General features: G+C 49.0%; 16 protein-coding genes. 5 read left to right on the plus strand and 11 right to left on the minus strand.

What is annotated here, in order from left to right; all coding sequences use genetic code 11:
• Positions 1-233: 233 nt before the first annotated feature.
• Positions 234-632 (minus strand): hypothetical protein, encoded by a 399-nt coding sequence (locus tag NH461_RS19400; protein ID WP_261604239.1) that lies wholly within the window; start codon positions 630-632, stop codon positions 234-236.
• A 367-nt stretch (positions 633-999) separates the two neighbouring features.
• On the opposite strand from NH461_RS19400, the gene NH461_RS19405 reads away from it, so the two are divergent.
• Positions 1,000-1,962: an integron integrase gene (locus NH461_RS19405; protein ID WP_261604240.1), complete on the plus strand. Its 963-nt coding sequence runs from the start codon at positions 1,000-1,002 to the stop codon at positions 1,960-1,962.
• Between the two features lie 53 nt (positions 1,963-2,015).
• On the opposite strand, the gene NH461_RS19410 is transcribed toward NH461_RS19405, so the two are convergent.
• Positions 2,016-2,948, minus strand: a complete 933-nt coding sequence (locus NH461_RS19410; protein WP_261604241.1) for a DMT family transporter — start codon at positions 2,946-2,948, stop codon at positions 2,016-2,018.
• Positions 2,949-3,064: 116 nt separating this feature from the next.
• Between NH461_RS19410 and NH461_RS19415 the strand changes: the two genes are divergently transcribed.
• The 4 genes from NH461_RS19415 to NH461_RS19430 all read left to right on the plus strand — a co-directional run bounded on the left by NH461_RS19415 (position 3,065) and on the right by NH461_RS19430 (position 6,979).
• Positions 3,065-3,547 carry an Lrp/AsnC family transcriptional regulator gene (locus NH461_RS19415; protein WP_261604242.1) on the plus strand — a complete coding sequence of 161 codons (483 nt, stop codon included), beginning with the start codon at positions 3,065-3,067 and terminating at the stop codon, positions 3,545-3,547.
• Positions 3,548-3,799: 252 nt separating this feature from the next.
• Positions 3,800-4,951 carry a Na/Pi symporter gene (locus tag NH461_RS19420; RefSeq protein WP_261604243.1) on the plus strand — a complete coding sequence of 384 codons (1,152 nt, stop codon included), beginning with the start codon at positions 3,800-3,802 and terminating at the stop codon, positions 4,949-4,951.
• Between the two features lie 10 nt (positions 4,952-4,961).
• Positions 4,962-5,207: a hypothetical protein gene (locus NH461_RS19425; RefSeq protein ID WP_261604244.1), complete on the plus strand. Its 246-nt coding sequence runs from the start codon at positions 4,962-4,964 to the stop codon at positions 5,205-5,207.
• A 326-nt stretch (positions 5,208-5,533) separates the two neighbouring features.
• Complete coding sequence (locus NH461_RS19430) at positions 5,534-6,979, plus strand: methyl-accepting chemotaxis protein (protein ID WP_261604245.1); 1,446 nt, start codon at positions 5,534-5,536, stop codon at positions 6,977-6,979.
• An 83-nt stretch (positions 6,980-7,062) separates the two neighbouring features.
• On the opposite strand, the gene NH461_RS19435 is transcribed toward NH461_RS19430, so the two are convergent.
• The 9 genes from NH461_RS19435 to NH461_RS19475 all read right to left on the minus strand — a co-directional run bounded on the left by NH461_RS19435 (position 7,063) and on the right by NH461_RS19475 (position 12,791).
• Entirely contained in the window at positions 7,063-7,842 is a 780-nt protein-coding gene (locus NH461_RS19435) for a phosphotransferase enzyme family protein (protein WP_261604246.1), read from the minus strand.
• 49 nt (positions 7,843-7,891) lie between these two features.
• The gene (locus NH461_RS19440) at positions 7,892-8,110 is read right to left on the minus strand and encodes a DUF6500 family protein (protein WP_261604247.1); all 219 of its coding nucleotides are present in this window, start codon (positions 8,108-8,110) and stop codon (positions 7,892-7,894) included.
• A gap of 90 nt (positions 8,111-8,200) precedes the next feature.
• Positions 8,201-8,638 (minus strand): GNAT family N-acetyltransferase, encoded by a 438-nt coding sequence (locus NH461_RS19445; RefSeq protein WP_261604248.1) that lies wholly within the window; start codon positions 8,636-8,638, stop codon positions 8,201-8,203.
• Positions 8,639-8,660: 22 nt separating this feature from the next.
• Positions 8,661-9,674 carry a S66 peptidase family protein gene (locus tag NH461_RS19450; RefSeq protein ID WP_261604249.1) on the minus strand — a complete coding sequence of 338 codons (1,014 nt, stop codon included), beginning with the start codon at positions 9,672-9,674 and terminating at the stop codon, positions 8,661-8,663.
• A 113-nt stretch (positions 9,675-9,787) separates the two neighbouring features.
• The gene (locus tag NH461_RS19455; RefSeq protein ID WP_261604250.1) at positions 9,788-10,174 is read right to left on the minus strand and encodes a RidA family protein; all 387 of its coding nucleotides are present in this window, start codon (positions 10,172-10,174) and stop codon (positions 9,788-9,790) included.
• A gap of 82 nt (positions 10,175-10,256) precedes the next feature.
• Entirely contained in the window at positions 10,257-10,991 is a 735-nt protein-coding gene (locus NH461_RS19460; protein ID WP_261604251.1) for a hypothetical protein, read from the minus strand.
• A 240-nt stretch (positions 10,992-11,231) separates the two neighbouring features.
• Complete coding sequence (locus NH461_RS19465; RefSeq protein WP_410000133.1) at positions 11,232-11,600, minus strand: VOC family protein; 369 nt, start codon at positions 11,598-11,600, stop codon at positions 11,232-11,234.
• Between the two features lie 133 nt (positions 11,601-11,733).
• A complete protein-coding gene (locus NH461_RS19470) occupies positions 11,734-12,288 on the minus strand; it encodes a GNAT family N-acetyltransferase (RefSeq protein WP_261604252.1) in 555 nt (184 codons plus the stop codon).
• A gap of 128 nt (positions 12,289-12,416) precedes the next feature.
• The gene (locus tag NH461_RS19475) at positions 12,417-12,791 is read right to left on the minus strand and encodes an MmcQ/YjbR family DNA-binding protein (RefSeq protein ID WP_261604253.1); all 375 of its coding nucleotides are present in this window, start codon (positions 12,789-12,791) and stop codon (positions 12,417-12,419) included.
• Between the last annotated feature and the right edge of the window lie 166 nt (positions 12,792-12,957).

A 12,957-nucleotide genomic window follows, 5' to 3' on the forward strand; every position in this document is an offset into this window, starting at 1 on the left:
TAAGGAGAATGGCACTGACCGCAACCAGGAGAAAGCCGACGCATGACCGAACTCAGGCGGTAACCCATTGAAGTGAAACAAAGCATGATCACTTCCAGGCTGCGCTTGCCCTGAAGAAAGCCGCGGGCGCAACGCCCACCGAATCCCAAGCGAGCAATTTGCTTAATAAGGCCGTCCGGGCTTGTCCAACACCCGGATAGAAGTGTCGGCTGCGCGACACGTATCCTTATTTGTTAGGCTTTTTTGCACTTAGCATCTGCACTTGAAGTAACTTTGTATGCTATGAACGCTGAAGCTAGGAAGAATATGCCAGCCCAAAAACTTAATGAAAAAACCACTGCTACTACGGCTATGGCGGTGCCCATATATGAAAAGAATACACTTGCGATCGCACTAGGGCGACTTATGAATTTGTCGAACCCCTGTTTAGTTTCATGTGTAGACAATAAAAAATGCTCTGCCATAAAAGCAACTGCCATATGTGCAGGTAATGCAATAGCAAAACAAAAGGTTGAAAATATTAATATAGGCGTCAGGTTTGAAAGCGTAGTATAGGCAATGAGACTAGCGACGCAGAGACCCGCACCGGCATAATGTCTTGCCCTTAGCATATTTAGTTTTTCATCTATCATTTCATACCTTTGCTAACTTTAACTTTTAAGCCTAACAGCGTATTAGGCTGCATGCTCGATTCCACACAGCAACCACACCGATCATTCCGAAACTATAACCGCAAAAAACCATTCATTTCAACCTGTTAGGTCACCAGTTTCAAACGTTAATCTTCAATACATCTGCATAAAGTAAGCATTGTGATTTAACGAGACCTCGTATGCAATCATTTCCTTATTGATTATCCTTTATAATCAACCAGATAGAATTTTCATGTTGTTCAAAGCAAGCATCGTCTGTCTCGTTAATACCATAATTATTTGGAAAATAGGCCTGATTCAAATATAACTGTATATATATACAGACAACCTCCTAAGGACGTTCATTATGACAGGATCGCCATTTCTAAATCAGGTACGAATCGAACTACGCACACGCCAATACAGTATTCGCACTGAAAAAAGTTATTTGTATTGGATCCGATGGTTCATCAAGTTCAATGATGTGCGTCACCCTGCGGATATGGGCAATTCTGAGATTGAACGTTTTTTGAACCACCTCGCCGCCAATCGAGCAGTAAGTGCCGCTACTCAGAATCAGGCTTTATGCGCCATCATTTTTATGTACCGCTACGTGATTGGTAGGGAGATCAGCCAACTACGCTATCAAAATTCTCGTACACCGAAGCGGATGCCCACCGTTCTTAGCGAGCGTGAGGTTAAAGCGATTCTCTGCCATTTAAGGGGAAAATACTGGTTGCTGGCAGCAATTCTGTATGGTTGTGGGCTTCGCATTCAAGAAGCATTGTCGTTACGGATAAAAGACATCAATTTTGATTCCAAATCGATTTTCGTATTCAATGGCAAAGGCAGCAAGGATCGATATACTTTGCTGCCAAACTCCCTGATTTCCCCTTTGACAAAACAAGTCGAAATCGCCAGGCAAGTTCATCAGAAAGATTTGGATGACGGTGCTGGCATGGCTTCTGTACCTCCGGCCCTGCTAAGAAAGTACAAGGGAGCATTAAAATTATATGGATGGCAATTCATTTTTCCATCGAGTCATCGCTGTATTCATCCTTATGATGGCTATGTGTGTCGACACCATTTACATGCCACCGCATTTGCCAGACAACTTCGAGAAGCCGTCAGGACCAGTGATATTTCCAAAAGAGTTACAGCACATACATTTCGCCACTCTTTCGCAACACGGCTGCTGGAAAACGGAACAGATATTCGAACCGTTCAAGAACTTCTTGGCCATACTGATTTACGAACAACGGAAATTTACACACACGTTATTGGAAACCGTCGGGCGGGAACAAAAAGCCCTGTTGATTTCATCGTTTAAATACCGGACGACAAAAGCGAACCAACCGGTTCGCCTTCTCGAACGTTCCTCAATCACGGTCTCTGGTGGCTCAATCGATCTCGTACGCGGAAACTCATATGCCAGTTGAATTTCACCGCACAGATGGCCAAGAGGATCAGGACAACGCCAACGCCCTGCAATACTGTGATGGTGTGGTCAAACGCCAGGTAATCCACAAACAAAGCGGTGACTGGATAAATGAAGGATAAGATAGCGATCAGCGACGTACTTAGCCTTTGAAACCCGTCATACATGATGACGTACATGAATCCGGTATTCACTAAGCCAAGAAACAACAGACTACCCCAGGAGGATGCTTCGATCGGGAGCTCTTCAAAATTGACCCAGGGCAGCAGGAATAACCCACCTAAAAAGACCTGAATTACCGCAATCACACTGGCGGGTACATGACTGACTTGTTTCGTCAGCAAGGTCGTAATGGTATACAAAAATGCCGCGCCTAACGCCAATAAGAGCCCCCAAACTGCGCCATCCGCCTTGCTTTCACCACGGATGACCGCCCAAATGTCATCGAGTGGGATCCCCACAACCAAGCCCAGGCCAATCATTGCAACAATCAAGCCAAGCATTGTATTGAAACCGGGCAGCTGCCGGGTTAACAGTGCACTCACGAGCACCAGCATCATGGGCTGCATATGGTAAGCAATTGTGGCGATGGAAAACGGGATATAGTCGAACGAGGCAAACAAGAGCACCCAGTTGCCAACCAGCGTCACGCCAGCGGCGATAATCACCCCAAGCACAGAAACCGTGATCATCTCCTTTCGAAATTGCTTGGTCGCGGCCACATACGCAGCGAGAAACAGGGAGCCGATCAAACAACGGAAGAAGACCACATTCCAGAACGACTGCCCGGACTCAATGACGAAATAGCCAATCGTCCCGGAGAGCATCATAGCGGCAACCATCTCCAGGGCGCCTTTTTCTTTATCTGAGCTAAACATTTGCTATGTACCTTTAACAACTCATAGTGATAGCTTATAGATTACGCGTGAATACCCTATCAGCGAATACGATAAACAAGGCACATATCGGTTATCTCTTTAAAAAGGAAGTCCAATTGAGAAAAGTACTTAAAAATGAAAAGTGGTCACTTGACGCCATCGACAGTCAGATCCTGACACTGCTGGACACCAATGCCCGACTCCCCGTCGCCGAGATAGCCCGTGCAGTCAATATGTCCTCGCCGAGCATCAATGAACGACTCAAAAAGATGGAAGAACATGGCGTCATTGCCGGATATACAGTCGAACTTGATCCGGAAAGCTTTGGTTATCCTCTGATGGCCATTGTTCGCATGCGCCAGCACCCAGGAAAAATCAAGCAACTGGAAGCGATGATCGAGCGCATCCCGGAAATCATCGAGTGCGATAAAGTCACAGGTGAAGACTGCTTCTTCGCCCGAATTTGCTTTGAAAGCATGTCGCAACTGGATGATGTGCTGGATAAAGTGTCGACCCTGGCGGACACCAATACGTCCATTATCAAATCAACGCTGGTGAAACGGCGCAACGTTCCCTACCAATTTGCCGCCAAGCGCTAACCGATGTTCGGCTTCTCGTTCAACAATGAAACGAACAATCTGGTTTGGAAGTAATCTCCCAATAACTACTTCCATTGCGCTCCAAATGGGTGAATAACACCCATTTGGGATGCGTCAGTTCAAATTCTTAACTTTAAAATTTGACCAAGCCGCAAATCGTATCGAAGCATGCAGTCACGTCACCGAAAGGTAATACAAGTTGCATAACCTACACGTTCTTCTTCACCTTCATTATTTTTCAGAGGATATGGAATGAGTGCGTATAGTGAAGCCTCGCCTGCATTGGGTGTGAATCAGAAATGGCCGCAGTGGCTGGCCGTTATCAGCTTAATTTATGTGATTTTACTGGCCGTCGGAATGATCGGTTCCGGATTTAAAGCCGCCACCGGGAATCATGCCAAAGAGTTGTTCGAATTTGCTGCCAACCCCTTTATGGGATTAATCATCGGGACCATTTGTACGGCGTTGATCCAATCGTCCAGTACCGTTACCTCGATTATTGTCGGGATGGTTTCCGGCGGCTTACCCGTCGCGACCGCCATCCCGATGGTGATGGGCGCCAATATCGGCACCACCATCACCAATACCCTGGTGAGCCTGGGACACGTCCGGGACAAGAACGAGTTTAAACGCGCTTTCTCCGCTGCCACAATACATGACTTCTTCAACGTTATCAGTGTATTGATCTTCCTGCCGCTGGAGATCATGTTCGGCTTTCTGGAGAAAGCTTCAGCGGTGATTGCGAATTTCTTCCTCGGCGGCAATTCCATGAGCATGAGCGGTTTGAACTTCATCAAACCCATCACCAAGCCGGTGATCAGTGCTATCAGCGACCTGCTGTCGACGCTGGGCCTGAACCAGACCATGGCCGGCGCCGTGACGATCATTCTCGGCATTGGTCTGATTTTCTTTGCCATTACCTTAATCGGCAAACTGCTGAAAACCCTGATGGTCGGCAAAGCGAAACAAGTGCTTCACGCCGCCATTGGCCGTGGCCCGCTCAGTGGGATCGGCTCCGGCACGCTGGTGACAGTTCTGGTTCAATCTTCCTCAACCACCACCAGCCTGATGGTGCCGCTCGTCGGTTCAGGCGTATTCAAAGTCCGGGATATTTACCCGTTTACTCTGGGCGCAAATATCGGAACCTGTATTACCGCGCTCCTGGCTGCCACGGCAATCTCCGGCGGAAATGCGGTGTTTGCACTGCAAATCGCAATCGTCCACCTGGTCTACAACATTCTTGGCGTTGTGGTGATTTACGGCATTCCTTTCCTGCGTGAAATTCCGCTGATCCTTTCTGAAAAACTTGCCGGCGCCGCAGCGGAAAGAAAACTCTATGCGGTTGGCTACGTTCTGGGTGTGTTCTTTATTACCCCTGGACTTTTAATCATGGTCACTCGATAAGGAGCACATCATGGATCATCAAAAACTTGCTGAGATCGATAGCCGTATTCACGAACTGCGACATCTATTGGTGCAACTGGAAGAGGCTTCAGAAGCACTCCGTCAACAGGGGCAGCACGAAGCCGTCGATCATCTGGAAGACTACATGGATGCCACGGATGTTGATGTCACTAATATCGCTTTATTCAAAGAAGAAGCACTGAATGAGCTGAAAGCGTTGCTACAGCGGCTGAAAAATCTCATCTCCCACAGCTAAGTCACTCCCGCACGTTCAAAGCACCCACAAGCGAGTATTTTCATCAAATACTCGCTTTTTTGTCCGACCGGACATTTGCTGTGTGCTCACAACGACCCTTCGCTCAGTTTGGTTGACCGCAACAATTTAACGGTTTCTGCAACGCTCTCTGCTCGACTTCCGACCCTGACGTCATTCAGTAAACAGATAACGCCACAGAAAAAATACGTGACGTGAATCACCAAACATATCGCAACAACTGAACCTGGTTATTAATTTATGTGAAAATCATCGCCGTTAAACCGCAATTACATTGAATAATACTTTGGTTAACTTTGAGGGACACAATGAGAGAAGTTGATTTCAGGCCGATTGATCGGCTGCTTATAAAAACCAATGTGACGGATAAATTCTGGATTCTGTTCTGCTTGTTTGCCGTGGTGCTGATTGGCTTTTCAGGAAAACACTACTTCTCGACATTGGATCACCTCAGTACAACCAGCCGGGTCAGCGCACAAGCCCAGGTCGATACCGCAGTGACGACCCTGCTGGCGATCAAAGCCGATGAAGCCCAGGTACAGCAAGTCCTGCAATCCCAAGGCATTCAACTTCGTTCTTCCATCGCTTCTTCCTCCGATCAACAAGTCACTGCATCTTCCACCATTCATGGCCAATATGCCGTTCTTACGGTGCCGGCAGTCGACGCAGCCGCCAAAAGCGCCGCACTCACCCAATTTGCCCTCTCTTTTCTGCCTTTGTTGCCACTGGCAATCATTTTTTACTGGGTATCAACGCACTTGATGGGCGCGCTTTGGGTGATCCATCAAACCACCCGCCGCCTTGCTGACGGCGATTTAACCTCACGGCTGGGTTTCCACATTGGCCGGGATGAATTCGGCGTGATCGGTCACGAGCTGGACCGTACCATGGATACCATCAGTGACATGGTCAATACCGTGAAATCCGGCTCGGCGACGCTGTATGAAACGGCCACTGCATTTTCGCAAGACGCCAAAGTATCTGAGGCCAGCGTGAACAAGCAATACGCCTCCGTAGACTCTGTCGCAACGGCGATGGAAGAAATGTCAGCAACCGCCACAGAGATTGCAAACTACGGTGTGCAGGCATCAGATCAATCGGACCGAGACACCACCCGCATCATGCAAAGCAATGATCGCGTCCAGGAAGCGATTGCGATGATGACCACCCTGTCGCAGCATACGCGCAGTGCCGCAGACAGTGTGATCAGCCTGAATGAGAAAGCGACCGCGATCAATGATGTGATCACCACGATCAATGCAATCTCGGAACAAACCAACTTGCTGGCACTTAACGCTGCCATTGAAGCGGCCCGGGCCGGGGAACAAGGGCGCGGTTTTGCCGTGGTCGCGGATGAAGTGCGTACCCTGGCCAGCCGGACACAAAATGCCACCATTGAAATTCAGGGCATGATCGATCAGCTTCAGTCCGAGACTCAGGAAATCTCGCTGAAAACAAATCAAACCCTGGCGCAAGCGGAGCAAAGCAGCCTGCTGATTGGTGAAATTGGCACGGATGTCAGCGAAATTGCTGACTCAGCCAAATCTCTGATGGACATGAGTGCTCAGATTGCGACGGCGGCTGAAGAGCAGACGGCGGTGGTCAATGAAATTGCATCGGAGTTAAACGATATTCGGGAGCAGTCCAGCCAACTGCTGAACGCATCGCAAGAGTCAGTCGGGAATATTCAGCAGCTCACCGACACATCACAATCCCTCAATGAAGTGCTGAAAAAATACCGTACTTCAAACTAATCTGAATCCGGCTCTTTGTTGCGCAGGCTCTTTGTTGAGAAAAGTACCTCGCACAGCAAAGAGCCATCATTGCCATTCTCGTCTCAAATCCCAACCAGTAACCCCGAGGTAATGACCTGCCGGTGCTGTTTGAGATAGTCGATGTCGGCCAGATAACTCAAATGATGTCCCTGGGCGATGTTTGTCTTGAACTGCGCATTACCTGCATCCGCTTCGCTCTGCATGAACGCCACCAGGGCCGCGAGTCGCTTCATCATCATCTCAACCAACAGTTGTCGCTGCGCAGCGCTCGCCCCGTAGGCATCACAAAATGCCCTGGCCCGCTCAATCTGTGCTGACAGGGTCCCCAGCGCATCCGTCGGATCGGTTTTGAAAGGTGCCCAACAATAAACGGCATACGCCATATCCCACACTCTGGGACCGGGATGCGCCGTATCGAAATCAAAGACGCCGCTCACGACTTCCCCGTTCAGAGCGACATTATAAGGCGCGAAGTCGCCGTGGCAGATCACTTCCTGCGGCGCTTGTGCAGGCAGCATCCATTGATGTTGATGGTCTGAGTTCGATGATAAAAAGCTGACAGAGGCGTCATGGAGCTGCCGCAGCAAACTGGCCGCAGAAGTTAACGCATGGTGGCTGGCAATGGCCCCCGAAAGCGGATAGTTGTACGTCTCGCCTTCGATGTAGCTCAATACCTCCTGTTCACCGTCAACGCTAATAAACCTTGGGCAATTCATCACGCCGTGAACATGTAAATGCTCCAGCAGGCGGTGAATGGTCGCCGACCACGGATTCAATGGCCGGATGACCCGATCTTCGTCGTGATAAATCGCTCTTTCCGGGCTCCCGATCTGTTTTCCCATGAAGCAGTTTTCCCTTCCGTTCCCTTACGCCCCCTAACAAGCAGGAGCCCTATTGACCTGACTCGACCATCGCCATAATTTTTGTCGCTTTTTCGAAGTGGTCCAACTGGTGGGTTTGGATCCACCACGTCGCCGCTTCCATCAGCAGCTCAGGTTCATCGTTTTTGTTGGCAAAAAACGCATAAAACGACACACCAACATGCTCGCCTTTCTGGCTGATTTTCTTACTGCAAACTTGAATGACTTTCTCTCGTAACGACTGGCGCATCAGCTTCCTTTATGTCTTTATCCGATGTCTTTATCCGGTATAGGGGTTTGTTCACTGTTATAGCCGTGAACCTTTCATGTCGAAGCACCATCAGAGCCATTTTTCCATCAGCAGCAGCGTTTGACCCGCAACGTTATCGGTGGCAAATGGCTGATAACCAAGTTTTTGGTAGATGTATTTCCCCCTGTCATTGGCGTCAAACACATCAAGCCAAACTCGCCGGCGCGCCAGTTGCACCCGGCAATATTGCTCCATAGCGAGAATGGCTGCCTGACCGATTCCGGCGCCTTTGCTCCCCACCACAATTCGCCGAAACTCCACGCTGTCATCGCCATCTAATGCCAAGATGATAAAACCAGCCACTTCTTGCGCCTGCATGATGGCGAGGTAAATCACATCTGGCTGACGCATGACCGCATGATGCTTTTCCGCTGAATACGGCAGAATGAACTGCCGTGTATCCGCATCACTTTCAAACCCCACGAAGACATCAACATCGCCAGTCGTCGCTTTTTTCAATTCAATCACTGTGACTCCAATTACCTTTCGTTTAAGCCAGTGCCAACCATGGACTCTTCAGACAAATGCGCTCGGCATCAAAATCGATTTCAGCGTCGACGCCAAGCGGAGTGACGAGCATCGGGTGGGTATGACAGCTATCAAAGCCGTACAAAATAGGCAGCGCCTGGCCATTTAGCACTTCAATCAGGACATCCAGAGGTGTTCGCCCCGTGCCTTTATCATCAAACAGTTCATGCTTGCCCAGCACAATCGCCGAGACTCTGTCGAACACGCCACAAGCTTTTAAGTGACAAAATGCGCGCTCGACGGTTTCGATCCCCTTCAGTGAATCTTCCAAGAATAAGATATCGCCGTCGACGATTTCCGGCATATAGGGACTCCCCCAAATACCTGCCATCGTATTAAGGTTGCCACCGATCAAACGACCTGAAACGACGCCATGTCCCCGGTAAAGCCAGCCATTGTCTTGGGTAGGCTTCGGCTCAGTCTGTGTTTCCCAGTCTATTTTCGTGTCGGTCCATCGCTGCGGCATCGCATAATGAAAAGGAAGGAAGCTCTGCTGGCACAACATCGTTTCAAAAGACTGGTAGCTCTCCTCAACTAAAGGAGGTAACTCTCCAAAAGATGCAACCAGCGCAGGGCCGTAAAATGTGATTAACCCGGTCCTGGCATATATCCCCAGCAACAGCGCGGTGACATCTGAATAGCCGATGATGATCTTGGGATCCCGGATCAAGGCATCATAATCAAGATACGGCAGAAGCGCATTGCTGTTACTGCCGCCAATCGTGGACATCACACACCGAACCTCAGGGTTTCGGATCAATACATTGAATTCATCCGCCCGCTCTTGGATTGAGCCTGACCGGTAGTGATCATGTTTTCCGGTCAATAAACCAGGCTGTAGTTCAAAGCCTTTGCTACACAGAAACAATTCCGCCCGATTGAACCGAGTCGGTGCAAATACAGTTGCCGGGGATGATGGCGAAAAGAATCCTATCTTATCTCCCGGTTTTAACGGCTTGGGTAAAATAACTGACATAGTTCTTCCTTGGTAACAACTGACGCGGATGAATACCCACCGGGAACCCAGACATGTTGGCTGAATCATTGACTAAAAAGAGAACCCGTCATCACGACGAATTCTCGCATGTATCAGCTGCGCTTGGCGACGATCCGCATTTCCACCAGCGCATTTTGAGGAATAAATTCTGAGACCCCAATCGCAGACCAGGCAGGGTAAGGGGCCTGAATATACTGATCTTTAACACTGGAAAACGTCTCGATGTGCTGGCGTAGATCGATATGGAAAGTCGTCATTTCTAAAATGTCGTCATACGTCAGGCCAGCCGCGGCTAAGTAAACACCCAGCTTATAGAATGCATCATGAAACTGCTCTTCCGGATCTGTGCTAATCGGCTTGTCTTTTCTTGCCGCTGTCACGCCGGACAAATACACGGTTCCATCACTTTCAATCACCGGTGAAAAATGCCAGTCATCGTAATAATGCTGAAAATCTTGAGGGACAATCGATTTTTTCATGTGCTTCCTTGTGATGAACATAACTCGCCCAGCCGGCCCGAGAGGAAAACAAGTAAATGTATTGATTTTTAACCAGCGTGCATCATTGCATTGGATGAAGCATCCAGACATTCGGTTCGTTGTAAACTGCCCGATCGTTGTCTGTATCAGCCACTACCGGCATCAAGGCACCTGGCACCACGTATTCCCCCGAAACCGGAAATACCATTTTTGTCCATGCCGACCAGTCACTCAGCGAGCTGGCAACCTCCAGGGTACTTGCAGCGATATGAATGATTTCTGCGCCCAGCTTTTCATGAACCCGAAGCCAAGGATCAAACAAGTAGCCATCACTGTTGCGCCAGGTTGAATAATCCGTGATCGATTGCAACGGATACTGCGCTTTCTTGGTCGGCCGAACCGGGACCACCAGGGAGGTTAATCCCAGCGATAGCGCGAGGGTTTTCATTTCGACAAGCACTTTCGCACTCAGCCCCTGGCCTTGTGCCTCAGCATCAACCAAAGCACCAATTGGAATCAAGGTGTTCGCCTTCAAGCCGTGACGCTTCGCGTGAAGACCGTTCAGCAACACGGCCTCGATCGATTCCGGCAAGTTTTCAGGTGTGCCGTCCCAGATGACCGGAACGGTAAAACCAGCCGCAATCACCTTGTCACCTTGAACCAATACGAGGACCGTATCGCTCAGTTCGTCATAAAAACGAGACCAGCTCTTCGCATCGCCATTTTGGAGAAACAGCGGCCATGAACGGTCATCCAGTGACGCAACCTGGTCAATTAAATCAGCTCTGTCTTTCAGGCTGTAAACTTCATACTGCATGGTTATTTTTCTCGATAGTGTAAACTGTTATGGAACGTGAAATGCCCCCGATGGGGCTCTGCCGTACAATCGGCAAACCATAGAAATTGCTATGCTAGATTCGTGCTGATGCTGTGGTTGTCACGCGTGATCGCCTTCGACCCAAGGCGCATATTGATTTTTTTGCGATGTAGCAGGTATTGTCGCGAAGCTGCAAGTAATGTCGCGACATTCATCCCAGGCGGCATGGCGACGATTTGATTATGGGTACACGCTGATTTCGATTAGGTTCTGGTCGGGATCCGTGAAATACACCGATTCAATGGCTCCCATGGCACCGGACTTGGTCACAGGGCCTTCCACAATTTCAATGCCCTCTTTCGACAGATGCGCGACGACATCTTCGAGCGGCCACGATGAAATCAGACATAAGTCACCGGAACCAACACCGGCTTTATTTCTTCTCTCTTGCCCTAACAGCTGTAGGTTGATTTTTTGATTCCCGAACTTCATTGCTTTGCGACCGTTGGCGAACGTCACAGTGTCCATTAACAGCACGCGCTGATAAAACTGAACAGACGCGTCAATATCAGCAACGGTTAATACAAGATGGTCGATATGACTAATCATGATGCTCTCCTTGGTGATTACCTTAGCGATTGCCTTTGCGACAACCGTTGATCATCGCAGGCTTCAGCCCTGCCACGATCAACGGTGCTGGAAATGATTCAATGCACCGCCTCTTTCATACACCTTCAAGCGTTTATTCACTTCTGAACTCAGATTTGAGCAGGCCGAAACACTTGAGATCATGAAACTGGTTCTTCCAATAGCCAGATTCCCTGCGGATCCCTTCTTCGACAAAGCCCAGCTTCAGCAACACGTGCTCCGATGCCGTATTCCCAATCACCGTATCGGCTTGAATACGATTCAAAGCTCCGCAAGGTAACATCCCGTCGAAGGCGGCTTGAATGATCGCATGCACCGCTTCTGCCATGAGCCCCTGCCCCCAATAATCAGGCCGCAGGTCGTAGCCAACAACAGCATGTCTCATTCCGGCATTCCATGAATTAAACCCGCATGTTCCGATAAGCTGGTTGGTTTCTTTCAATCGAATCGCCCAGCGAATCCCCTGCTTATTTTGAAAACGTGACTGAAAGAGATCGATTAACCGGACCGCTTGTTCGGTCTGATGAAAAGCTGCCACATCATAATACTGGACCACTAAATCATTTGAGAAAATCTCAAACAACGCATCTTTGTCTTCTGGATAAAGAGACGTGAGGGTCAGTCGTGAGGTGCTAAGTTCCGGAAACATCAATTGATAGCTCTCCTTAACGTCGATGTTTGAAAAATCCGCATTCCATATTGCGGTTTGGCTTTCATGAAAACACGAAAAAAACGGCCTCGATGGAAAAACCTGTTCACCGCATCACATCAAGCGACTCAAAGCGCCGGGTGCAGATTGATCCCTAATGCTTGCTGTTGTCGCTTGCTCAGACCAAGTGCCACGATACGGTATGACTCGGAAAGGTAATATCTGAGCGCTTCATCTAACTCACCCGAGGTTTCGGTTTGCTGAATCCATTTCATCCCCCGCGTTGCGAAATACGGGGCCGGGATATACCCATCATGGTTACTCAGGAAAACAAAATTCAAGTCTGAGGTTTTAAAGGTAAACGCAGGCTGCTCCTGCTTTCCACGACTGCCAATCGCAAACACTTTGCCACCGACTTTCCAAACCTGAGAATTTCCCCATTGCACAACATGGGTGGTTGCCGGGAAAGAACCACAAAAGTGATTAAATTCATCGACATTCATATTCAATCCCTTTTTTTGCGTAACAACAGGCAACTGACGTCAAAGCGGACAACTACGTAAAAGCAGATAATTTAACATGGCCAGCTTACGCAAAAGCAGGCCATTTCGGCAAAGACAGGTGGCTGGAACAAAAACACGCTACCGCCAAAGATAGTCAAATCCCGCT

The organism is Photobacterium sp. TY1-4, from assembly GCF_025398175.1.
Taxonomy (GTDB): Bacteria; Pseudomonadota; Gammaproteobacteria; order Enterobacterales; family Vibrionaceae; genus Photobacterium.

Bases quoted from the DNA above. Each gene is read 5' to 3' on its own strand.
- NH461_RS19400 (WP_261604239.1), bottom strand. From the start codon at position 632: ATGATAGATGAAAAACTAAATATGCTAAGGGCAAGACATTATGCCGGT.
- NH461_RS19405 (WP_261604240.1), top strand. From the start codon at position 1,000: ATGACAGGATCGCCATTTCTAAATCAGGTACGAATCGAACTACGCACA.
- NH461_RS19410 (WP_261604241.1), bottom strand. From the start codon at position 2,948: ATGTTTAGCTCAGATAAAGAAAAAGGCGCCCTGGAGATGGTTGCCGCT.
- NH461_RS19420 (WP_261604243.1), top strand. From the start codon at position 3,800: ATGAGTGCGTATAGTGAAGCCTCGCCTGCATTGGGTGTGAATCAGAAA.
- NH461_RS19425 (WP_261604244.1), top strand. From the start codon at position 4,962: ATGGATCATCAAAAACTTGCTGAGATCGATAGCCGTATTCACGAACTG.
- NH461_RS19430 (WP_261604245.1), top strand. From the start codon at position 5,534: ATGAGAGAAGTTGATTTCAGGCCGATTGATCGGCTGCTTATAAAAACC.
- NH461_RS19435 (WP_261604246.1), bottom strand. From the start codon at position 7,842: ATGGGAAAACAGATCGGGAGCCCGGAAAGAGCGATTTATCACGACGAA.
- NH461_RS19440 (WP_261604247.1), bottom strand. From the start codon at position 8,110: ATGCGCCAGTCGTTACGAGAGAAAGTCATTCAAGTTTGCAGTAAGAAA.
- NH461_RS19450 (WP_261604249.1), bottom strand. From the start codon at position 9,674: ATGTCAGTTATTTTACCCAAGCCGTTAAAACCGGGAGATAAGATAGGA.
- NH461_RS19455 (WP_261604250.1), bottom strand. From the start codon at position 10,174: ATGAAAAAATCGATTGTCCCTCAAGATTTTCAGCATTATTACGATGAC.
- NH461_RS19460 (WP_261604251.1), bottom strand. From the start codon at position 10,991: ATGCAGTATGAAGTTTACAGCCTGAAAGACAGAGCTGATTTAATTGAC.
- NH461_RS19465 (WP_410000133.1), bottom strand. From the start codon at position 11,600: ATGATTAGTCATATCGACCATCTTGTATTAACCGTTGCTGATATTGAC.
- NH461_RS19470 (WP_261604252.1), bottom strand. From the start codon at position 12,288: ATGTTTCCGGAACTTAGCACCTCACGACTGACCCTCACGTCTCTTTAT.
- NH461_RS19475 (WP_261604253.1), bottom strand. From the start codon at position 12,791: ATGAATGTCGATGAATTTAATCACTTTTGTGGTTCTTTCCCGGCAACC.